Here is a 19,570-nt window from a genome sequence, read left to right on the forward strand (position 1 = left end):
ATGCGGGGCGCATGCTTGTCGTCGCGCATGCTTGCAACGCGCACGTAGCCCTTTCGTTTGAGTGCGGGATGGGGCGGCAGCCACTCGGAATCGGCGCAAACGGGGCGCCGAAACGGTCCGCCTACGTGACACCCGAGTATCGAATGGGGTCCGAGGCGCGACGTGAAAAGCCGCGTGCATATTCGATGACAGAAAACAAAAGCCGCCTCGTGAACTGACCCCAAGAAATTGGACAGTAAAATGTTAGGCGGCCAAGGCCTGAGTTCGGTATTGCACCGGACTCAGGCCTTTTAGTTTGAGCTTGATACGTTGATGATTGTAGTAGTGGATAACTCTTTGTAACCATGCGGCCCCTGCTCGTAGCTTTGCACTACCAGCAGCTTGAACTTCTCATCGTATTTCGCCATGAAAAACACCCCAAAGGTCGGACTGGTGTCCAACTTTTGGGGTGCAGTTCATCGCGGCGGCTTTTGTTTTCTGTCGCGTCAATGCAGATATTGCGCGAGTATGATCAATCCGAATCCGATGCCGAGTCCGATCGCTCCCCAAACCGTGAATTTAAGCGTCGCTTGACGTGCTTGCATCGCTTGCTCACGGGCGATGGCTTTTTCGTCATCGCTCGCATCCCTGCGTGCGTAAGTGAGTTCTCTCATCTTCGGTGCTCCTTAATCGGCAAGGGCGTGAGCCCATGCCGCCAAAGCCAATGTTAACACGGCGAGTAATAGTGACGATGCGAACGCGGCGTATCGGTCGAACCACCATGCTTTCGTCCAAATCGAGAGCGCTGGGGCGTCTTCTTCCAAGGGTGTCGGGCCGACCGCGTTGATGCCGGCCACCATTCCGTTCAAGAGCGCGGCCAGCAATATCAGCACCATTTCCAGAACCATCGATCCCGTTAAGGTGGGTGCGCGTGCCATGGCTTTGATGAGTTCCGCGAAAGCCCCCGCAGCCCATCCGAGACCGACGTATCCGAGCTGTCCATCGCGAAACGCCGCGAAGTATTCGACCTTGGGTTCCTTGCGTAGCGCCCGCCGGAACCAGGCGATGAAGCTCAATACGATGATCGGCGCGAGTGCGCCAATCACGATGTTCGAACCGCACCAACCGAGCCAGTCTGCCCAAATAACCGCGCTTATCACGCGGTCCCCGGGCTTGTAATCGGGATGCTAAAAAAGGGCGTCGTTTCCCGCGCGCCGCTTGCATCATGCCAGCCGAGCGCGACGTCGCGAAAGGCTTCGCGCTGCGCGTGCGTGCCATGGATCGCGAGGCGTCGCGTGCGCGGCTGTCGTGTCGCCTGGATCCATGTTTTCGCAGGCGGCGAGACTGGGTTGGCCATGCACCGTTTCTCCAGGATTGACGCACATGATACGAATGCGGCTGATGCGGCGTCGAGCGGATCCAGGACCAATAGGGCGGCACGTGGACGTGTTTTGTGTAGGACACAATCGATTGATCGTGTGTAGCAGGCGACCGATGGTCGAGCGGTCGGCAAGGCGCTCAAAGCGTATCGCGCGCGCGCTTTCTATTGTTAGCACACGCCGACAGGTCTTCTCGATGGGCGCGGCTTTATCCGCGCGCCCGGCGCGCCTACGATGGACGCCGTATCATCGCGGTCGGCGACGACCTTTCGCAACCTTCAGACTGGCAAAGGACACGTGCAATGGAAACGAAGACCCCGACACGCACCGTCAAGATTCCGGGACCGGATCATCCGATCACGATCGAGCACAATGCATCGCATATCGTCGTCAGGCTCGCAGGCAAGGTCATCGCCGATACGCGCGATGCCTTGACGCTGCGCGAAGCGAATTATCCCGCCGTCCATTACATCCCGCGCAAGGATGTCGACATGGCGCAGCTCGAACGGACCGAGCACCAGACCTATTGTCCCTACAAGGGCGAATGCCGTTACTTCAGTCTCCCCGCGGGCGGCGAACGCGCGGTTAACGCGGTCTGGACCTACGAGACGCCTTACGACGCTGTCGCGGCGATCAAGGATCACGTCGCGTTCTATCCCGATCGTGTCGATGCCATCGATATCACGCCCTGAATTCAGCAATGGCACGTACGCCCGGTTTGACCGGGCGTACGCGGCGACGCGGGCGCGCCACGCCGGGCGTGATCGAGCGCGAGCATGAACAGATACCGCGATCCCCGGAACGCGAGCACCAGCACGATCTGCGTGATGCTGAAGTCGAGCGCCGTCATCAGACGCACGAGCATCAGGATCGGCAAAACGATCGCGGGTTGATAAAGGCTGCGTTCGATCAGGGCTTTCATGTCGGCTCCCATTCCTTGCTAGCCATGGTACGGACCGACCTCGACCGGATAAAGCCCACGATTTCGAATTGATATGTGCCGAGCTCGCAACAATCGCGCATCCGCAATCCCATGCGCGGACCGAGGGCATCCGAACGCGTGCTTTGCAGGCGCGCCCGCGTCAGTCGACAATGTCCCCCTATCGTCAAAGGGGGAACACCATGTCGAGCTGGCCTGACCGTCGAATCGCGAATCTCTTCGGCATCGAACATCCGATCCTGCTCGCGCCGATGGCGGGACCCGGCGGCGCCGAACTGGCGGGTGCCGTCGCGAATGCGGGTGGCCTCGGGTCGCTGCCGTGCGCGCAACTGAGCGTCGATCAGGCACGCGAAGCGATTCAAGCGTTTCGCGCGCTGAGCACGGGGCCGCTGAACGTCAACTTCTTTTGTCACACCCCGCCGACACCCGATGCGCAACGTTCGCTCGCCTGGCGCGCGCGACTTGCACCGTATTACGCGGAACTCGGTCTCGATGCCGAGGCAGCCTTGCCGAGCGCCTCACGCCGGCCGTTCGACGCCGAATATTGCGCGCTCGTCGAAGCGACGCGGCCCGAGGTCGTGAGCTTCCATTTCGGTTTGCCCGACACGGCGCTGCTCGAGCGCGTCAAGGCGACGGGCGCGCGCGTGATCGCTTCTGCGACGACCGTCGCTGAAGCGCGATGGCTCGCAGCACGCGGCGTCGACGCGGTCATTGCGATGGGACTCGAGGCGGGCGGCCATCGCGGCAACTTCCTGAGCGACGACATGGCCACGCAGATCGGCACTTTCGCGCTCGTGCCGCAGATCGCCGATGCGGTCGATGTGCCCGTCATCGCGGCGGGCGGCATCGCCGACGCGCGCGGCATCGTCGCGGCGTTCGCGCTCGGCGCGTCGGGCGTCCAGATCGGTACCGCCTATCTGTTCTGCCCCGAAGCCAAGGTGCCGGCCGTGCATCGCGCAGCGCTGCGTACCGCGCACGACGATTCGACGGCGCTGACCAATGTGTTCACCGGACGTCCCGCGCGCGGCATCGTGAATCGCGTGATGCGCGAAATGGGGCCGATCGCGCCCGTCACGCCGCCGTTTCCGCTCGCGGGTTCCGCGCTCGCGCCGCTGCGCGCGAAGACTGAACCGTCGGGCGTCGCCGATTTCGTGAATCTGTGGTCGGGCCAGGCCTCGGCGCTCGCACGCGAGCGGCCGGCCGCGGAACTCACGCAAGCGCTGGCGTCGGAAGCGCTCGCGCGTCTGCAGGCGCGTTGAGCGCTCAGGGCGTGCCGTCCATCTTTCGAATCATCGCGTCGTCGCGCGTGCGGCGTATCCGCTCGATCGTGCCGCGCACGGCGGTCATCGTCAGGTGATTGACCAGACCGAATACATTGCGGTCGAGGCCATGCGCGACGACAGGTTCCGTGCCATGTGTGTCGACCTTGATTACACATCGTTTGTCCGGACCGCCGCGCGGACCGTTGACGTCGTTCAGGTAGACGTCGACATGGCGGATACGCCGGCCGATGCGCGCAAACGCGCGCTCGATACGTGCGTGAACATGCATGCGAATGCTCGTGCGCTCGCGATCGGTCAGCGAGAGGTTTGACATCTGAATACGGATTTCCATCGTGATCTCCTGTTCGCGGGAATCGCGAGACAGGATCCAATCTAAGGCGATCCCCGGAGCGCGAATATTCGTTTTTATCGAAGCGTCGATCGATGCGCGCGTGCGGTTGTCGTGCGGATGTCGCGCGCTTCGATCGACGCCCGGCGTCCTCATTTTCGCCTCATTGTCGACGCCTACGATACGCACCATCGACACGTAGGCGAACACTGCGGGAGCGTCATGGTGAACTACAAGCATCTCTACTACTTCTGGATGGTCGCGCGCATCGGCGGCGTGGTGCGTGCGTCGCATCGACTGCACATCACGCCGCAAACCTTGAGCGGTCAGATCAAATTGCTCGAACAGCGTTTCGGCGGCGCATTGTTCGTGCGCGAAGGACGGCATATTCGTCTGACCGAGGCAGGCCGGATCGCGGCCGACTACGCCGACGATATCTTCGCGAAGGGCCTCGAACTCGATGCCGCGGTGCGCGAGAGCTTGCGCGCGACGCATGCGCTGTCGCGTCCGCCGTCGAGCTCGCCACTGCGTCCTCAATCGCACCCTGTTGCGCATCCCGACGCCGCGCCGCTCATGCGGCCGTTGTCGAACGATGCCACGCGCACGCCGGGGTTCGGCCATCTGACGCTTGTGTCGCGACGCGATTGAGCCGTGGACTGCCGGCGGCGCGTGGCGTTTGCCTGTAAGATGCAACGCGTTTTTTCGATTCCGTGGTTCGATTGGATGATGAGCTTCTATGTCTGACGCAAGCAACGACACACGCAGCGCGCCGACGGCGTTCGAATTGATCGGCGGCGAGGCGCGCGTGCGTGCGCTGATCGATCGTTTCTACGATCTGATGGACCTCGAGCCCGACTACGCGGGCATCCGCGCGCTCCATCCCGCGTCGCTCGATCATTCGCGCGATAAATTCTTCTGGTTTCTTTGCGGCTGGCTCGGCGGTCCTGATCATTACATCAGCCGCTTCGGTCATCCGCGTTTGCGTGCGCGGCATCTGCCTTTCCCGATCGCGACGTCCGAACGCGACCAGTGGCTGCATTGCATGCAGCAGGCAATGGAAGATATCGAACTCGACGACACGCTGCGCGCGCGTCTGATGAAGGCCTTTTTCGACACCGCCGACTGGATGGTAAATCGCGAGTCGCCGGTCACGAAGGTGATGTGAGCCGCCGCCGGAACGGATCGATGTTCTCGATGAGGACGATCCGACCGTCCATCTCGGTTTCGGCAGCACGAGTACTCTGTACGCGCTTCGCGGGTTCACGAAGTAGCCGCCGGGCTGTGCGCGTGGGCGCGCCGGCCGTTGCCACCTCGTTCGTGCGCGGTACGCACCCGCATGCGTATCGCTGATCGAGCTTCGTGTGCGCATAAGCATCGCGAGGCGTCCGATGTTTTAGCGACGAGGTTTCCCTGGCTTCTGTAGTCGTTCTCTATCAATGTGTTCGGAGTTCGCGAACATATGACAGCGAGCTTGCGTGTCGCGCGGGTGGGCGATCCGGCGTCTTAGGCAAGTCCTATGGGCGCAGTAAAAAAGCTCAACTACGCACAGCCCGCTTCGCTGATATCGTGAACGCACTTCATGACGGATCGCACCGATCCGGTCATGACTGAGTCCCCGTCCATTCATCACGAAAGAGGCACACTCTCATGGCAAAGCTCACGACGGCGTTTGGCGCGCCGGTGGTCGACAATCAAAATATTCAAACAGCCGGACCGCGGGGCCCTGCATTACTGCAAGACGTCTGGTTTCTCGAAAAGCTCGCGCATTTCGACCGTGAAGTGATCCCCGAGCGCCGCATGCATGCAAAAGGATCGGGTGCATTCGGCACGTTCACCGTGACGCATGACATTACGCAATACACGCGGGCCAAGATTTTCTCGAAAGTCGGCAAGCAAACCGAGATGTTCGCGCGGTTCTCGACCGTCGCGGGCGAACGCGGTGCGGCCGATGCCGAGCGCGATATTCGCGGCTTCGCATTGAAGTTCTATACCGAAGAGGGCAATTGGGATCTCGTCGGAAACAATACGCCGGTGTTCTTCTTGCGCGATCCGCTGAAGTTCCCCGACCTCAACCATGCCGTCAAGCGCGATCCGCGTACTGGCATGCGCAGCGCGCAGAACAACTGGGATTTCTGGACTCAGTTGCCCGAAGCGTTCCATCAGGTCACGATCGTCATGAGCGATCGGGGTATTCCGAAGTCGTATCGCCATATGCACGGCTTCGGCAGTCATGCGTTCAGCTTCATCAATGCGAACAACGAGCGCTTCTGGGTCAAGTTCCACATGTACACGCAGCAGGGCATCGAGAACCTCACCGATGCCGAAGCCGCGGAGCTTGTTGGCCGCGATCGCGAATCGCATCATCGCGACCTCTACGAAGCGATCGAGCGCAAGGAGTTTCCGCGCTGGACGATGTACGTGCAGATCATGCCCGAGAAGGAAGCCGGCCAATATCGCGTCAATCCGTTCGATCTGACGAAGATCTGGTCGAAGAAGGACTACCCGCTCATCGAGGTGGGCGTCATCGAGCTCAACCGGAATGCCGAGAACAATTTCGCCGATGTCGAGCAGGCCGCGTTCGCGCCCGCCAACGTCGTGCCGGGCATCAGCTTCTCGCCCGACAAGATGCTGCAAGGCCGTTTGTTCTCGTACGGCGATGCGCAGCGCTACCGCTTGAGCGTGAATCACCATCAGATTCCGGTCAACGCGCCGCGCGGTGCGAACTACGTCAATAGCTACCATCGCGACGGTCTGATGCGTGTCGACGGCAACCATGGCGGCACGACATCGTACGAGCCGAATACGCGTGGCGCGTGGCAGGATCAGCCCGATTTCCGCGAGCCGCCGTTGTCGGTCGAGGGCGCCGCGGATCATTGGAATCATCGCGTCGATGACGATTACTTTTCGCAGTCGGGCGATCTGTTCCGCCTGATGACGGCCGCCCAGCAGCAGGCCTTGTTCGAGAACACGGCGCGCGCGATACAAGGTGTTTCAAAGCCCGTGCAAAACCTGCATATCGAACATTGCACGAAGGCCGATCCCGCCTATGGCGCGGGCGTCGCGCAAGCGATCGATGCGCTTGACCGCGCAGCGGCGGCACGCGCGAATGCGAGCGTGCCAGCCTGACGCGTCGCTGGCACGACTGACAGCTTGGTCGTCGTCCGTCGCTTCCCCGTAGCGTTGGACGTTTGATGCGGTTGCCCGTGATCGGGCAACCGCATTTTTTTATTAAGCACTTCTGTTGCGCGATTTTCGCTAAACGTTCGCTGCGAATTACAGGATTAAGCGGACATTTAGGATGCCCTGCTTTCTTACCAAATTAACGATCTGCTAACCAATAAATAACAAATAGCTTTCTAAAGAAAATATTACTTTCGACAAGCCAACGGCGCACGCAATAGTTGCCTCGAACTGTTCGGTCGATCACCGACATGCTTCGAGGCGCGCTGCGAGACTCGATTGCGTCAGTGATGAAACGCCCGTACGGTCCGTTCCGGATCATCCTTTCAATGGCAATCGCATGGGGAAGAAGGACATGGTCAACGCGTTCGAGGTCTCGATCTGCATTCCCACGTGCAATCGGCCGGACCTCCTGGACCTCGCGATCCGTTCGTGTCTCGCCCAAACGTATCCCCACATACATGTGTTGATCGGCGACGATTCGACCGACGATCGGACGCAACGTTGGATGCAGACGCACTACGCGCTCGAGCGGCGCGTTCACTACCTGCGCAACGAGCGTTCGCTGGGGCAGGGCGCGAATGTGTCGCGTCTTTTCGAGCGCGCGCACGGCGACAAGATCGTGTTGCTGCACGACGACGATCTGCTCGAGCCCGATGGCGTGCGAACGTTGCTGGAACTGTGGGATCGCGTGCCGGATCTCGAAGTCGCATTCGGCGATCAGTATCTGATCGACATGCAGGGCCGCATCGATTATGCGGCGAGCGCGCGATGCAATAGCGACTTCCTGCGAACCGCGAGCGCCGAAGGTCTGCAGGCCGTACCGGGCCGCACGGGACTTGTCTCGATGTTTCCGAACAATGGATGGCTTGCGAACGCGGACATCGTCAAACAGGTCGGCTATCAATCTCAATACGGCGCGGGGTGCGACTACGTATTCGGCGTCGAGTTGTGTCTGAAGGCCAAGAAAATCTATTACGTCAAGCGCTATGTATCGTCGTATCGGCGCACACCGGGGGCGAGTTCGGTCGTCAATCGCGGGTCGTTGCGCTCGTCCGCGCTCGAAGCGCTGCGGCTCGTCAGCAGTCTCGACCTCAGCCACCATCTCGAACCCGCGCGGCGGATTGCCTACAAGCGCATGGTGCCCGTCGCCGTATCGACGCTTTCGCGCAACAACGAACCTGTCACGGGCTTACGTCTCGCGATGCGCCATTTGCACGCTTATCATTACGGGCTGAGTCGCCGCTTCTACTACCACATGATGTTGATCGGAACGTCGTGGTTCCGGCGGCGACGCAAGACCCCTCGTTTTTAGCGCGCAGGTGCGCTGCGATCGAGACGGCTTTCCACTCTCGCCAGACAGATACAGCGCACATTGAACGTGACTTTCCTCGACCGGTACCTCTCACGAATCCAGTATGCGGGCCCGCTTTCGCAAGCCCACGAGACCCTGACCGCGCTGATCGAGCATCACCTCGCGGCGATTCCGTTCGAGAACATCGACGTCTTGCTCGGCCGCGACATCGATATCGAGCCCGAAGCGATCGACGCCAAGCTCATCGATCGCGAACGCGGCGGCTATTGCTTTGAACACAACAACCTGTTCGCGCGCGTGCTCGAAGCGCTCGGATTCGAAGTCGATCGTCTCGCGGCGCGTGTGACCTTCGGACGCGCACCCGACGCGCCGCCCCTGCCGCGCACGCACATGACTCTGCGCGTCGAATCGGAAGGCCGGCATTGGCTCGTCGATGTCGGTTTCGGCGGCGTATGTCCGATCGCGCCGCTCGCGCTCGATACGGCCGAACCGCAGCCGACGTCGCTCGAGACGTTTCGCGTGCTGCCGGGCCGCGACGGCTGGATCGCCGAATTCGAGGCGGACGGCGCCTGGCGCGGCATGTATGAGGTGTCGCCCGAACGTCTCGGCGCGATCGATTACGCGCCGTTGAACTGGTTCACGTCGACGCATCCCGAATCGATCTTCAAGCATCATCTGATGGCCGCGATCGTCACGCGCGGAGCGCGTCACGGTTTGCTCGACAATCGACTGACGACGCGTCATGCCGACGGCACGCAGACCTCGCGCACGCTCGATGCCGACGAACTCGCACGCGTGCTCGTCGAACCGTTCGGACTGACGATCGAACCCGAATGGCGCGCGTTGATCGAGCGTCTCGCGCGCGACGAGGCCGAAGCGCCTCGCGTCTGACCGCCCCAGGGGTGATCGCCCCGGGTCTGATCCCTCTGAGTCTGAGAGCCCCGGGTCTGATGACCCAGAGTCCGATAACGCCGATAGTCCATTAAGCGACCGCGGGCCGCGCGCGTGCGGCCGCGCGGATCGCTTCGAGCAGGCTCTCGCCTGTCGGCGACGGGCCGTGGTCGTTGCGCCGGATCAGGCCGATCGGCTCGTCGGTGCCCGCGAACGGCATCGGCAGGCGCACGAGCAAACCGCGTTCGATGTCGTGTTCGACCGCGCCCGCGGGAACGAACCAGACCGCTTCGTTGGCCAGCGTCAGCGCGCGGCCGAGCGAGACCGACAGCGTTTCGACGAACGAACTCAGCGCCGTGGCGCCGAATGCGGTCAGCACGCTCTCGGCCGACTGTCGGATCAGCGTGCCGAGCGGCGGGACGACGACCGGATGGCGCGCGAGCATCGCGGCCGTGATCGCCGATTCGCCGCACAACGCATGGCCCGCGCGAACCGCGACGATCAGCGGCTCGCGATACAGATGCTCGAAACTCATGCCGGCCATGCCGTCGGGATCGGACAGCCGTCCGACGACGAGTTCGATCTCGGTCGCGCGCAGCCGTTCGAGCAGCCGCGTGTTCGCATCGGTCCAGACTTGCACGGATACGCCGGGCCAGGCGGCGCGGAACGTCGCGAGCGCGGCGGGCAGCAGCGCGCCCGCGACGGTCGGCAGCACGCCGATCGAGACCGTGGCCGGCAGGTTCGTCCCGTGCCGCATCAGCTTGTCGACGCCCTCGCGCAACGCCGCGACCGATTCGTTGGCATGGGGCGCGAACAAGCGCCCCTCGCGCGTGGGCACGGCGCCGCGCCGGCCGCGCTCGAACAGCGCGATGCCGAGGATCGATTCAAGCTCGGCGATCGTCTTCGAGACGGCCGGCTGCGTGATCGACAGGCTCGACGCCGCGCGCTGCACGCTGCCGAGCTGGAATACGGCCAGAAAACACTGGAGATGCCGGAATTTGACGCGATTGTTGGCGGTCGTACTTTCCATGACGGTTAGTTATACCTGAGCGCACAAAATGTCATTTTCCATAACTTTGTCTATTCGATAAAGTGGCTTCCACAACACGACGGACGGTCAGCACGGCGCGCAAGGCGCGTGCAGCCTTCCGCGCCATGCCCCCCACATCCACGTCCTAGCCGGCGGATGCGCGGATTCACAATGAACACGTCGGAGACAACGCATGACTGCTGAGACATCGACTTCCCTCGCCGAAACCCCGGCCATCCTGTCGCCCCGCGACTGGGACGCCCACCCGGCATACATCTATCCCGGTTATCGCTCGTCGGTGCTGCGCGGACCGACGCGCCCGCTGATTCCGCTCAAGGAAAACCTGCGTAACCGCCGGGTACCGGTCTACGGGGCGGAAGATCTCGGCAAGCTCGACAACGACCTCACGCGCAACGCCGTGAAGAACGGCGAGCCGCTGGGCGAACGCATCATCGTGACGGGCCGTGTGCTCGACGAAGGCGGCCGTCCCGTGCGCAACACGCTCGTCGAAGTCTGGCAAGCCAATGCCGCCGGCCGCTATGTGCACAAGACCGACCAGCATGACGCGCCGCTCGATCCGAACTTTCTCGGCGCGGGCCGCTGCCTGACGGACAACGACGGGTACTACCGGTTCAAGACGATCAAGCCGGGCGCGTATCCGTGGGGCAACCATCCGAACGCGTGGCGCCCGAACCATATTCACTTCTCGCTGTTCGGCGATGCGTTCGGCTCGCGCCTCGTCACGCAGATGTACTTCCCCGGCGATCCGCTGCTTGCCTACGACCCGATCTATCAGGGCACGCCCGAGAGTGCGCGCGAACGCATGATCTCGGCATTCTCGATGGACGTGACCGAAGAGGGTTACGCGCTCGGTTACATTTTCGACATCGTGCTGCGCGGCCCGAACCAGACGCCGACGGAGGACTGAACATGACCCAACTCAAGCAAACGCCGTCGCAGACCGTCGGGCCGTATTTCGCATACGGGCTGTGCCCGCAGCAGTACAACTACGATCTCAAGAGCCTGTTCACGCCGGTGCTCGCCGAGCCCGAAGTGCCGGGCACGCACATCACGATCATCGGCAATGTGTTCGACGGCGAAGGCAAGGCCGTCGCCGACGCGATGATCGAAATGGTTCAGGCCGATGCGTCGGGGCGCTATGTCGAGTCGCCGTCCGAAGCGCGTCAATCGGGTTTCCGCGGCTTCGCCCGTTGCGGCACGGGTACCGACGCTCAGGCGCGCTTCGTCATCGAGACGGTCAAGCCCGGCCGTGTCGATGCGCAATCCGCGCCGCACGTCGACGTCATCGTGCTCATGCGCGGCATGCTCGTGCATGCGTTCACGCGGCTCTATTTCGACGATGAAGCGGCGGCCAACGCGGCCGACCCGGTGCTCGCGCAAGTACCCGCCGAGCGTCGCACGACGCTCGTGGCCAAGCGCGTGCAAGGTGTCTCGAACCCCACGTATCGCTTCGATATCCACATGCAAGGCTCACAGGAAACTGTGTTCTTCGACCTTTGATCGCACGTCGCGCTTGACGTGACCCGGGCGGCTCGCCAACGGCCGCCCGATTCGAACGCCGGCATCGCGCGATTGGCCGGCACCCGACTTCGACTCGGGTGCCGGCCAATCGCGCGATCGTGCCGGCATGTTGGCGTTGTCATTTCAAAAACGATATTCAGGAGGCACACATGAACACCCCGCGCACGCCCGCGTCCGCTTCGGGCGCCGGCTCGCCCGTCAACGTACAGGCACTGATCAACGACAGCCGTTTCGGACCGTTTCAATGGCTGATCTTCGCGATGTGTTTTCTGATCGTCGTGCTCGACGGTTTCGACACGGCGGCCATCGGTTTCATCGCGCCGTCGCTCGTGGCGCAGTGGGGCGTCGCGAAGCCCGCGCTCGCGCCCGTGCTGAGCGCGGCCCTGTTCGGGCTCGCGTGCGGCGCGATTGTCTCGGGTCCGTTGTCGGACCGGCTCGGGCGCCGCGTCTTGCTGCTGACTTCGGTGCTGATCTTCGGCATCGCGTGTCTGGGTTCGTCGTTCTCGGCCGATATCGGCCAATTGACGATCATGCGCTTCGTCACGGGCGTCGGTCTCGGCGCGGCGATGCCGAACGCGGTCACGCTGATGGGCGAATATTGCCCGGACCGCAGCCGCGCGACGTTGATCAATCTCATGTTTTGCGGTTTTCCGCTCGGCGCCGCATTCGGCGGATTTCTGGCCGCGTGGATGATTCCGAACTTCGGATGGCGTAGCGTGCTCGCACTCGGCGGCACGATTCCGTTGCTGCTCTCGATCCTGTTGTTCGCGCGCCTGCCCGAATCGATCCGCTATCTCGTCGTCAAGGCCTATCCGGCCGAGCGGATCCGCGCGGCACTCGCGCGCGTATCGACGCGCGCGCTCGGCGCGACGGCGTTCTATATCGAAGAGAAAGGGGCGTCGGCAGGCGCGCCGGGCGGCATCGGCCTCGTGCTGTCGCGCCGCTTCGTGCTCGGCTCGGTCATGCTCTGGCTCACGTATTTCATGGGCCTCGTGATCTTCTATGCGTCGATCAACTGGATGCCGATCCTGCTCAAGGACGTCGGCCTGCCGCCCGCGCGCGCGACGCTGATCTCGGCGCTGTTCCCGCTCGGCGGCGTCGGCGCGGTGTTCTGCGGCGTGCTCATGGACCGCTTCAACGGCAACAAGATCATCGCGGCGTGCTATGCGTTGACGGCCGTCAGCGTCTATCTGATCGGGCAGGCCTCGGGCAACGTCGGCATGCTGATGCTTGTCGTCTTCGCGGCGGGCGTGCTCATGAATACCGCGCAGTCGTCGATGCCCGCGCTGGCGGCCGAGTTCTATCCGACGCAAGGCCGCGGGACGGGTGTCGCATGGATGCTCGGTATCGGCCGGTTCGGCGGGATCGGCGGATCGTTCCTCGTCGCCGAACTCACGCGCAGGCATGTCTCGTTCTCCGGCATCTTCGCGTACGTCGCGATCGCGGGGCTCGTCGCTTGTGTCGCGCTGATCGTCAAGCAGATCGGCAATCCGCAGACGGTCAAATCCGGCGCCGACGATACGCGCGTGGCCGCGCATTGACGCGCGCCGTCGGCCTCAGGCTGACGGCAACCGCACGATGGCTTCGAGGCCGCCGCCCTCGCGCGGCCTCAATTCGAAGGTGCCGCCATGCAGGCGCGCGATGCGATCGACGATCGCGAGTCCAAGACCGGTGCCGCTTGGATTGTCGCGCGCATTCGAGCCGCGCCGGAACGGCTCCTTGAGCCGTTCAAGTTCCTCGGGCGCGAGCCCCTTGCCCCGATCCCCGATCGCGATGCACACGTGCCGCTTTTCGACCCACGTTCGCGCCGACAGGCCTGTGCGCCCGTAAAGCACGGCGTTCTGCATGAGATTCATCAGCATGCGCATCGTGCTGACGGGCCGCAGCGGCACAGGCGGCAGCGTGCCGAGCGACAGCTCGAACGGATGGCCGAGACCCGTGAAATCCCCCGCGAGCCCTTCGATCAGCGCGTTGAGATCGAGCGGTTCGAGCGTCTCTTTTTCTCCGCTGCCCGCATAGTCCATGAATTGCTGAAGAATGCTTTCGAACCGATCGAGATACGACTCGGCGGCCTCGACAAAGTCGTCGTGCGTCCCCGACGGCAGCGACATCGCCATCGCGAGCCGGAGTTTCGTGAGCGGCGTGCGCATGTCGTGCGAGAGGCTCGCGAGCATCAGCGCGCGATGGTCTTCGGCGTCCTTGAGCGCGCGCGTCATTCGATTGAACGCGAGGCTGACGTCGGCGATCTCGGTCGGCCCGTCGGCGGGCAAGGGATCAGGCAAGACGCCCGCGCTCACATGCCGCGCCGCGCTCGCGAGCGTGCGCAGCGGCCGGTTGATGCGTCGCTGGATCAGATAGGCCGTCAGCGTCGCCAACGCGGCGAGCGCGAGCGACAAGGCGAGCGCGGTTGCGATCTCGTCGCCGCGGCCGTGTTCGGGTAATGGCAGCGGGACCCAGTATGGTTCGCCCGCGAGATGCAGCTTGACCCAGAGCCGCGTGTCGCCGCCGCGTTCAAGGCGCACGCGCATATCGGCGGGCAGATGGTCTCGGAGCCAATCGAAGAAGATCTGTTGTTGATAGGTTCGATAGAAGCCCGCGAGGTCCGTCGCGGTCGGATCGATCGCGGGCGGCGCGTCGGTGCGGCCGCCGAGCAGCGCGTCGTAGCGTGCGCGCGCATCCGGAGGTTCGGCATTCATCAGGCGATCGAGCAACAACACCGACGCGGCGAACGTCGCGGCCGCGCGTTCGATGCGCGGCCGCTGCACGAAATGCAGCAGTGCGCCAAGCGCGAAGACCTGACTCAACGTCACGAGGACGACAAGCAGGACGACATTGCGCGCAAACAGCGAGCGAGGCACACCGAGGCGCAGCTTCATGCGACGACGTCCGCGAGCAGCATATAACCGACGCCCCATACGGTCTTGATGTAGCGGGGTTTCGACGGATCGTCTTCGATGATCTGCCGAAGACGCAGCACCTGGACGTCGATGCTTCGGTCGAGCGCGTCGTGATCGCGTCCGCGTGCGCGCGCGATGAGGTTGTCGCGGCTCACGGGCCGGTTCGGCGACGATCCGAGCGCATGCAGCAGCAAGCGTTGCGCCGAATGGATGTCGAGCGGGGTGCCGTCGCGCAGCAATTCCTGGTTGGCGAGGTTCAGCGTGAACGGACCGAAGCGAATCGTCTGATTCGCGAGAGACGGCTCGCCCGATGCGATCCGCTGGCGCCGCAGCAGCGCATTGACGCGCGCGACGAGTTCGCGCGGCAGAAACGGCTTCGCGAGATAGTCGTCGGCGCCGGTTTCGAGGCCGATCACGCGATCGATCGGATCGCCCTTGGCCGTCAGCATCAGAATCGGCAGATGCTGCCCTTGCGCGCGCAAGCGACGGCATACCGACAGTCCGTCCTCGGGCTCCATCATGAGATCGAGGATCAGCAGATCGAAGGGCTCGCGTTCGAGAAAACGGTCGAGCCGCCGGCTGTCGGGCGCAACGCGCACTTCGAATCCGTTCGACCGCAGGAAGCGTTCAAGCATATTGCGCAGCTCGGCTTCGTCGTCGAGCACCACGATTCGGGCAGGGCGTTCCATATGCGCTCCTTGCGATGCGGATTCAGTGAAACGCCTCGATGAGCCGTTGACGGAACCATTGGTTCGCCGGATCGCCGTCGGCGTTCGCATGCCAGTATAGGTAGGCATCGGCCGCCGCGGAGTCGAGCGGAAACGCATGCACGGCATTGCCGAACGATTCGTTGATGAGCCGCGCGTGCCGGCCGGGCATCGTCAGCAGCAAATCGGTCTGACTCACGACGCGGCACGCCGCCGAATAATGCATGCAGCGCAGACGCACGTGACGCTGCAACCCCGCCCGCACGAGTTCCATATCTTCCATGCCGAGTCCGCGGCGCCGGCTCGTCACGAGCACATGCTGCTCGGCGACATAGGCGTCGAGACTCAGCGTCTTGCGGATTCGCGGATGCCCGCGGCGGCTCAGCACGACGAGTTCGTCGGAGGCGAGCCGTTCCGAGCGGACCGTCTGCGGGATCGGCAGCGCGACATCGATGACGGCGTCCATCGTGCCCGCGAGCAGATCGGCCTCGATCGTGCGGCGTTCGTGATGGACCGTCGCGACATCGATCGACGGCGCCGCATCGACGATCTGCTTCATGACGGGCGGCAGCACCACGGGTTCGAGCACGTCGCGCACTCCGAGCGTAAAGCGCTTGACGGTCGACTCGACGTCGAATTGATTGGTCTCGTGGAGCGTGAGTTCGAACGTGCGCAGCGCGTCGCGCACGCGCGCGATGATCGAGCGCGTGAACGGCGTCGGCACCATCGTGTGCCCATGACGTTCGAACAGCGGATCGCCGAGCAACTCGCGCAGCCGCGTCAGCGCATGGCTGACTGCGGATTGGCTCAGATTGAGCTGATCGGCCGCGCGCGTGATGCCGCCGTGCGTATAGATGCAGTCGAGCACGACGAAGAGATTCAGATCGATCCGGGAAATATGCATGAAATGAGTGGGTGACTCACCAAACTATTCATTTGCCTCATTGTATTCAAGTCCTTAGGCTATGCCCAGGAGACGACGCATATGGGACAACTCTTTCTCGTTCGACATGGACAGGCCTCGTTCGGGGCCGCCGATTACGACCGGCTTTCGGCGCTCGGCGTGACGCAGGCGGATTTGCTCGGGCGCTGGTTCAAGTCATGCGCCTTGCCCGCCGATCGGATCGTCGCGGGTGCGATGCGGCGTCATCGCGAAACCGCCGAGCACTGCATGGCGGCATTCGACGCCGAAGCCGTGCCGCGTATCGAAGCGCTCGCGATCGATGCGCGCCTGAACGAATTCGATCACGCGCACGTCATGGATGTGTATCGCGCGAGGCTGGCGGTCGAAGCGCTCCAAACGGTCGAAGCGGGCGGCGGCGCCGACGCGGATCGCCGTGCCGCGGCTGCGCTGTCGTCGGCCGAACTCGAACGCCAGTTCGCGCTCGCGATGGGGCGCTGGATGGGGGGCGAACACGATGCCGACTATGAGGAATCGTGGACGCAGTTTCGCGGCCGCTGTATCGCGGCATTCGAGGCCTTGACCGACGGCAGTCATCCGTCGAAGCACATCGTGGTGTTTACATCGGGCGGCGTGATCGCGGCGATCTGCCAGCACGTGCTCGATCTGACGAACAAGGCCACGCGCGAACTCAACTGGTCGCTCGCGAATACGGGCGTGACGCGCTTGCTGTTCACGAAGGGGCGGCGCGGCTTCGGCTATTTGAATAGCACCGCGCATGTCGAATGGGCGCGCGAACCCGCGTGGCTCACGTACCGATAAACGCATTGCCGGCCCCGGGATCGACGTCGTTGAAGACATCGATCTCGAGGACATCCTCACATCAAAGACACGATCGTCAACGAGGGACAGCACGATGAACGACCCGAGAATACATTTCGACCTCACGGACCGCGCGGCCGCTCTGCGCGAGCGCGTGGCCGCGTTCATGGACGCGCACGTCTATCCGAACGAGGACCGGTATCACCGCGAAGTCGCCGACGGCGATCGCTGGCAACCCGTCGCCGTCATCGAGGAACTCAAGGCGCGCGCGAAAGCCGACGGACTGTGGAACCTGTTCCTGCCCGAGTCCGATCTCGGCGCGGGGCTCACGAACGCCGAATACGCACCGCTGTGCGAACTCATGGGCCGCGTGCTCTGGGCGCCGGAAGTCTTCAATTGCTCGGCGCCCGACACGGGCAATATGGAAGTGCTGGTCCGATACGGCACGCCCGAGCAGAAAGCGCAGTGGCTCGAACCGTTGCTGCGCGGCGAGATCCGTTCGGCGTTCGCGATGACCGAGCCGCTCGTCGCGTCGTCCGACGCGACGAATATCGAAAGCTCGATCGTGCGCGACGGCGATGAATACGTGATCAACGGTCGCAAATGGTGGACGTCGGGCGCGAACGATCCGCGCTGCAAGATCTTCGTTTTCATGGGCAAAAGCAACCCCGAGGCCGAACGTCATCGGCAGCAGGCGATGATTCTCGTGCCGCGCGATACGCCGGGCGTGCGCATTCTTCGGCATCTGCCGGTGCTCGGATTCGACGACGCGCCGCATGGTCATGCCGAGATCGTGTTCGACAACGTGCGTGTGCCGGCCGCGAATATGCTGCTCGGCGAAGGGCGCGGCTTCGAGATCGCGCAGGGACGGCTCGGGCCGGGGCGCATCCATCACTGCATGCGGCTCATCGGGCTGGCCGAACGCGCGCTCGACATCCTCTGCGAGCGCAGCCTCGCGCGCGTCGCATTCGGCCGGCCGATCGCCGATCAGACCGTAACGCAGGAGCGCATTGCGAATGCGCGCATCGCCATCGACCAGACGCGGCTGCTCGTCATGGACGCCGCGCGCAAGATGGACGCCTTCGGCAACAAGCTCGCGTTGCGTGAGATCGCGATGATCAAGGTGGCCGCGCCGAACATGGCCTGCGAGGTCATCGACATGGCGATTCAGGCATGCGGCGGATACGGCATGCAGGATCGTTTTCTCGCGCATGCGTATGCCGCGGCGCGCTCGCTGCGGATCGCGGACGGTCCCGACGAGGTGCATCGGAATCAGATCGCGAAGCTCGAACTGGCGCGTTTCAAGGCCGCGCGCTGAGCGGCGCGCGCCGATGACGGTTCAGGTCGCGTATCGACGATGCGCGACGTATCGACAGGAGGCGGCTCATGTCACATCTCACGCAACATGTCCTGCAACACCGCTACGCTGCGCTTTCGGAGGTCAAACTCCATTACGTGTCGCAAGGCGAGGGCCCCGTGATTCTGTTCGTCCACGGCTTCCCCGAGTTCTGGTACGCGTGGAAGGCGCAGATCGACGCGCTGTCGGCATCGTATCGCTGCGTCGCCGTCGATATGCGCGGCTATAACCTGTCGGACAAGCCGATTCCCGTATCAGCCTACGGTCCGAAGCAGATCGTCGGCGATCTCCATGAACTCGTCGCGCATCTCGGCGGCCCGGTCTATCTCGTCGCGCACGACTGGGGCGGCGCGATGGCCTGGGAATTCGCGACGCGCTTTCCCGAACAGATCCGCAAGCTCGTCATCATCAACGCGCCGCATGCGTGCACGATGCATCGCGAGTTGCGCGAGAACCCCGCGCAGCGCGAGGCCTCGGACTATTTCGCGCTGTTTCGCAGCGACAAGGCCGAACGCGTGCTCAGCGAGGACAATTTCGCGCGCCTCCAACAGATGTTCGAAACGTGGGACGTCGGCGGGCATCGCGTCACGCGCGAGATCCGCCATCGTTACCTCGACGCCTGGTCGCGACCCGGCGGTTTGACCGGCGGGCTCGACTGGTATCGCGCGTCGCGGCTCGTGCCGCCGTCTTGCGGCACGCCGAACGTCGAGGATTTCGAACTCGACCCGCGCAATCATCAGGTCACGGTGCCGACGATGGTGATCTGGGGCGAACGCGATACGGCGCTGCTGCCGTCCTTGCTCGACGGGCTCGACGCCTATGTCCGCGATCTGCGGATCGAGCGGATTCCAGAGGGCTCGCACTGGGTCCATCACGAGTATCCCGAGCGGATCAATGCGCTGATCGGCGGCTTTTTTGACGGTTCGATGGCGGTCACGAATCCGACACATGCGGCATCGCGGGCGACGACCCAGGTGGCATGACGACGACGCCGGCGCGCGCCGCGTGGTGCGCGCGCG

General features: G+C 63.4%; 21 protein-coding genes and 1 pseudogene. 13 read left to right on the forward strand and 9 right to left on the reverse strand.

The features are described 5' to 3' along the window. Nucleotides 1–243: 243 nt before the first annotated feature. From D7S86_RS12045 to D7S86_RS12050, 3 genes and pseudogenes are all read right to left on the reverse strand, one after another. Nucleotides 244–342, reverse strand: a pseudogene (locus D7S86_RS12045) (IS3 family transposase); the annotation flags it as partial. Between the two features lie 143 nt (nucleotides 343–485). Next, nucleotides 486–653: a hypothetical protein gene (locus D7S86_RS29515; protein ID WP_158601929.1), complete on the reverse strand. Its 168-nt coding sequence runs from the start codon at nucleotides 651–653 to the stop codon at nucleotides 486–488. Nucleotides 654–665: 12 nt separating this feature from the next. After that, nucleotides 666–1,085: a hypothetical protein gene (locus D7S86_RS12050; protein ID WP_121086699.1), complete on the reverse strand. Its 420-nt coding sequence runs from the start codon at nucleotides 1,083–1,085 to the stop codon at nucleotides 666–668. A gap of 575 nt (nucleotides 1,086–1,660) precedes the next feature. Here D7S86_RS12050 and D7S86_RS12060 point away from each other — a divergent pair. Continuing rightward, nucleotides 1,661–2,050, forward strand: coding sequence for a DUF427 domain-containing protein (locus D7S86_RS12060; RefSeq protein ID WP_121086703.1), 390 nt, complete (start codon nucleotides 1,661–1,663; stop codon nucleotides 2,048–2,050). Between the two features lie 2 nt (nucleotides 2,051–2,052). Here D7S86_RS12060 and D7S86_RS12065 read toward each other — a convergent pair whose 3' ends face one another. Continuing rightward, entirely contained in the window at nucleotides 2,053–2,280 is a 228-nt protein-coding gene (locus D7S86_RS12065) for a hypothetical protein (protein WP_147432303.1), read from the reverse strand. Between the two features lie 200 nt (nucleotides 2,281–2,480). Here D7S86_RS12065 and D7S86_RS12070 point away from each other — a divergent pair, with 200 nt between their 5' ends. Continuing rightward, a complete protein-coding gene (locus tag D7S86_RS12070) occupies nucleotides 2,481–3,557 on the forward strand; it encodes an NAD(P)H-dependent flavin oxidoreductase (RefSeq protein WP_121086707.1) in 1,077 nt (358 codons plus the stop codon). Nucleotides 3,558–3,561: 4 nt separating this feature from the next. Here D7S86_RS12070 and D7S86_RS29075 read toward each other — a convergent pair whose 3' ends face one another. Next, nucleotides 3,562–3,912 carry a hypothetical protein gene (locus tag D7S86_RS29075; RefSeq protein ID WP_147432304.1) on the reverse strand — a complete coding sequence of 117 codons (351 nt, stop codon included), beginning with the start codon at nucleotides 3,910–3,912 and terminating at the stop codon, nucleotides 3,562–3,564. Between the two features lie 219 nt (nucleotides 3,913–4,131). Here D7S86_RS29075 and D7S86_RS30660 point away from each other — a divergent pair, with 219 nt between their 5' ends. The 5 genes from D7S86_RS30660 (at nucleotide 4,132) to D7S86_RS12100 (ending at nucleotide 9,295) form a co-directional block, all read left to right on the forward strand. After that, nucleotides 4,132–4,557: a LysR family transcriptional regulator gene (locus tag D7S86_RS30660; RefSeq protein ID WP_420813233.1), complete on the forward strand. Its 426-nt coding sequence runs from the start codon at nucleotides 4,132–4,134 to the stop codon at nucleotides 4,555–4,557. An 88-nt stretch (nucleotides 4,558–4,645) separates the two neighbouring features. Next, on the forward strand, nucleotides 4,646–5,074 hold the full coding sequence (locus D7S86_RS12085) for a group II truncated hemoglobin (RefSeq protein WP_121086711.1): 429 nt from the start codon (nucleotides 4,646–4,648) through the stop codon (nucleotides 5,072–5,074). A 482-nt stretch (nucleotides 5,075–5,556) separates the two neighbouring features. Then, entirely contained in the window at nucleotides 5,557–7,035 is a 1,479-nt protein-coding gene (locus tag D7S86_RS12090) for a catalase (protein ID WP_121086713.1), read from the forward strand. A gap of 394 nt (nucleotides 7,036–7,429) precedes the next feature. Next, nucleotides 7,430–8,404 carry a glycosyltransferase family 2 protein gene (locus tag D7S86_RS12095; RefSeq protein WP_240648101.1) on the forward strand — a complete coding sequence of 325 codons (975 nt, stop codon included), beginning with the start codon at nucleotides 7,430–7,432 and terminating at the stop codon, nucleotides 8,402–8,404. 66 nt (nucleotides 8,405–8,470) lie between these two features. After that, complete coding sequence (locus tag D7S86_RS12100; RefSeq protein WP_240648114.1) at nucleotides 8,471–9,295, forward strand: arylamine N-acetyltransferase family protein; 825 nt, start codon at nucleotides 8,471–8,473, stop codon at nucleotides 9,293–9,295. Between the two features lie 91 nt (nucleotides 9,296–9,386). Here the strand turns inward: D7S86_RS12100 and pcaQ are convergent, their stop codons facing one another. Next, on the reverse strand, nucleotides 9,387–10,325 hold the full coding sequence (pcaQ, locus tag D7S86_RS12105) for a pca operon transcription factor PcaQ (RefSeq protein ID WP_121086717.1): 939 nt from the start codon (nucleotides 10,323–10,325) through the stop codon (nucleotides 9,387–9,389). Nucleotides 10,326–10,518: 193 nt separating this feature from the next. Between pcaQ and pcaH the strand changes: the two genes are divergently transcribed. The 3 genes from pcaH to D7S86_RS12120 all read left to right on the forward strand — a co-directional run bounded on the left by pcaH (nucleotide 10,519) and on the right by D7S86_RS12120 (nucleotide 13,408). Further along, nucleotides 10,519–11,253: a protocatechuate 3,4-dioxygenase subunit beta gene (gene pcaH, locus D7S86_RS12110; protein WP_121086719.1), complete on the forward strand. Its 735-nt coding sequence runs from the start codon at nucleotides 10,519–10,521 to the stop codon at nucleotides 11,251–11,253. A gap of 2 nt (nucleotides 11,254–11,255) precedes the next feature. After that, the gene (gene pcaG / locus D7S86_RS12115; RefSeq protein WP_121086721.1) at nucleotides 11,256–11,846 is read left to right on the forward strand and encodes a protocatechuate 3,4-dioxygenase subunit alpha; all 591 of its coding nucleotides are present in this window, start codon (nucleotides 11,256–11,258) and stop codon (nucleotides 11,844–11,846) included. A gap of 170 nt (nucleotides 11,847–12,016) precedes the next feature. Continuing rightward, on the forward strand, nucleotides 12,017–13,408 hold the full coding sequence (locus D7S86_RS12120; RefSeq protein WP_121086946.1) for an MFS transporter: 1,392 nt from the start codon (nucleotides 12,017–12,019) through the stop codon (nucleotides 13,406–13,408). Between the two features lie 15 nt (nucleotides 13,409–13,423). Here D7S86_RS12120 and D7S86_RS12125 read toward each other — a convergent pair whose 3' ends face one another. From D7S86_RS12125 to D7S86_RS12135, 3 genes are read right to left on the reverse strand one after another with little or no spacing between them, the layout of a single operon-like run. Continuing rightward, nucleotides 13,424–14,743, reverse strand: a complete 1,320-nt coding sequence (locus tag D7S86_RS12125; protein ID WP_121086723.1) for an ATP-binding protein — start codon at nucleotides 14,741–14,743, stop codon at nucleotides 13,424–13,426. Continuing rightward, complete coding sequence (locus tag D7S86_RS12130) at nucleotides 14,740–15,453, reverse strand: response regulator (RefSeq protein ID WP_121086725.1); 714 nt, start codon at nucleotides 15,451–15,453, stop codon at nucleotides 14,740–14,742. Before D7S86_RS12130 ends, D7S86_RS12125 begins: the two co-directional genes overlap by 4 nt. Before the next feature lie 22 nt (nucleotides 15,454–15,475). After that, nucleotides 15,476–16,375, reverse strand: coding sequence for a LysR family transcriptional regulator (locus D7S86_RS12135; protein ID WP_121086726.1), 900 nt, complete (start codon nucleotides 16,373–16,375; stop codon nucleotides 15,476–15,478). A gap of 81 nt (nucleotides 16,376–16,456) precedes the next feature. Here D7S86_RS12135 and D7S86_RS12140 point away from each other — a divergent pair, with 81 nt between their 5' ends. The 3 genes from D7S86_RS12140 to D7S86_RS12150 all read left to right on the forward strand — a co-directional run bounded on the left by D7S86_RS12140 (nucleotide 16,457) and on the right by D7S86_RS12150 (nucleotide 19,534). Next, entirely contained in the window at nucleotides 16,457–17,194 is a 738-nt protein-coding gene (locus D7S86_RS12140; protein WP_121086728.1) for a histidine phosphatase family protein, read from the forward strand. Between the two features lie 94 nt (nucleotides 17,195–17,288). Further along, a complete protein-coding gene (locus D7S86_RS12145) occupies nucleotides 17,289–18,512 on the forward strand; it encodes an acyl-CoA dehydrogenase family protein (protein ID WP_121086730.1) in 1,224 nt (407 codons plus the stop codon). A gap of 68 nt (nucleotides 18,513–18,580) precedes the next feature. After that, nucleotides 18,581–19,534 carry an alpha/beta fold hydrolase gene (locus tag D7S86_RS12150; RefSeq protein ID WP_121086732.1) on the forward strand — a complete coding sequence of 318 codons (954 nt, stop codon included), beginning with the start codon at nucleotides 18,581–18,583 and terminating at the stop codon, nucleotides 19,532–19,534. Nucleotides 19,535–19,570: the final 36 nt, after the last annotated feature.

This window comes from Pararobbsia silviterrae (genome assembly GCF_003628125.1).
Classification (GTDB): Bacteria; Pseudomonadota; Gammaproteobacteria; order Burkholderiales; family Burkholderiaceae; genus Pararobbsia; species Pararobbsia silviterrae.

Bases quoted from the DNA above. Each gene is read 5' to 3' on its own strand.
- D7S86_RS12145 (WP_121086730.1), top strand. From the start codon at position 17,289: ATGAACGACCCGAGAATACATTTCGACCTCACGGACCGCGCGGCCGCT.
- D7S86_RS12150 (WP_121086732.1), top strand. From the start codon at position 18,581: ATGTCACATCTCACGCAACATGTCCTGCAACACCGCTACGCTGCGCTT.
- D7S86_RS12125 (WP_121086723.1), bottom strand. From the start codon at position 14,743: ATGAAGCTGCGCCTCGGTGTGCCTCGCTCGCTGTTTGCGCGCAATGTC.
- D7S86_RS12135 (WP_121086726.1), bottom strand. From the start codon at position 16,375: ATGCATATTTCCCGGATCGATCTGAATCTCTTCGTCGTGCTCGACTGC.
- D7S86_RS29515 (WP_158601929.1), bottom strand. From the start codon at position 653: ATGAGAGAACTCACTTACGCACGCAGGGATGCGAGCGATGACGAAAAA.
- D7S86_RS12120 (WP_121086946.1), top strand. From the start codon at position 12,017: ATGAACACCCCGCGCACGCCCGCGTCCGCTTCGGGCGCCGGCTCGCCC.
- D7S86_RS12070 (WP_121086707.1), top strand. From the start codon at position 2,481: ATGTCGAGCTGGCCTGACCGTCGAATCGCGAATCTCTTCGGCATCGAA.
- D7S86_RS12085 (WP_121086711.1), top strand. From the start codon at position 4,646: ATGTCTGACGCAAGCAACGACACACGCAGCGCGCCGACGGCGTTCGAA.
- D7S86_RS30660 (WP_420813233.1), top strand. From the start codon at position 4,132: ATGGTGAACTACAAGCATCTCTACTACTTCTGGATGGTCGCGCGCATC.
- pcaH (WP_121086719.1), top strand. From the start codon at position 10,519: ATGACTGCTGAGACATCGACTTCCCTCGCCGAAACCCCGGCCATCCTG.
- D7S86_RS12060 (WP_121086703.1), top strand. From the start codon at position 1,661: ATGGAAACGAAGACCCCGACACGCACCGTCAAGATTCCGGGACCGGAT.
- pcaG (WP_121086721.1), top strand. From the start codon at position 11,256: ATGACCCAACTCAAGCAAACGCCGTCGCAGACCGTCGGGCCGTATTTC.
- D7S86_RS12140 (WP_121086728.1), top strand. From the start codon at position 16,457: ATGGGACAACTCTTTCTCGTTCGACATGGACAGGCCTCGTTCGGGGCC.
- pcaQ (WP_121086717.1), bottom strand. From the start codon at position 10,325: ATGGAAAGTACGACCGCCAACAATCGCGTCAAATTCCGGCATCTCCAG.
- D7S86_RS12095 (WP_240648101.1), top strand. From the start codon at position 7,430: ATGGGGAAGAAGGACATGGTCAACGCGTTCGAGGTCTCGATCTGCATT.
- D7S86_RS12090 (WP_121086713.1), top strand. From the start codon at position 5,557: ATGGCAAAGCTCACGACGGCGTTTGGCGCGCCGGTGGTCGACAATCAA.
- D7S86_RS29075 (WP_147432304.1), bottom strand. From the start codon at position 3,912: ATGGAAATCCGTATTCAGATGTCAAACCTCTCGCTGACCGATCGCGAG.
- D7S86_RS12065 (WP_147432303.1), bottom strand. From the start codon at position 2,280: ATGAAAGCCCTGATCGAACGCAGCCTTTATCAACCCGCGATCGTTTTG.
- D7S86_RS12130 (WP_121086725.1), bottom strand. From the start codon at position 15,453: ATGGAACGCCCTGCCCGAATCGTGGTGCTCGACGACGAAGCCGAGCTG.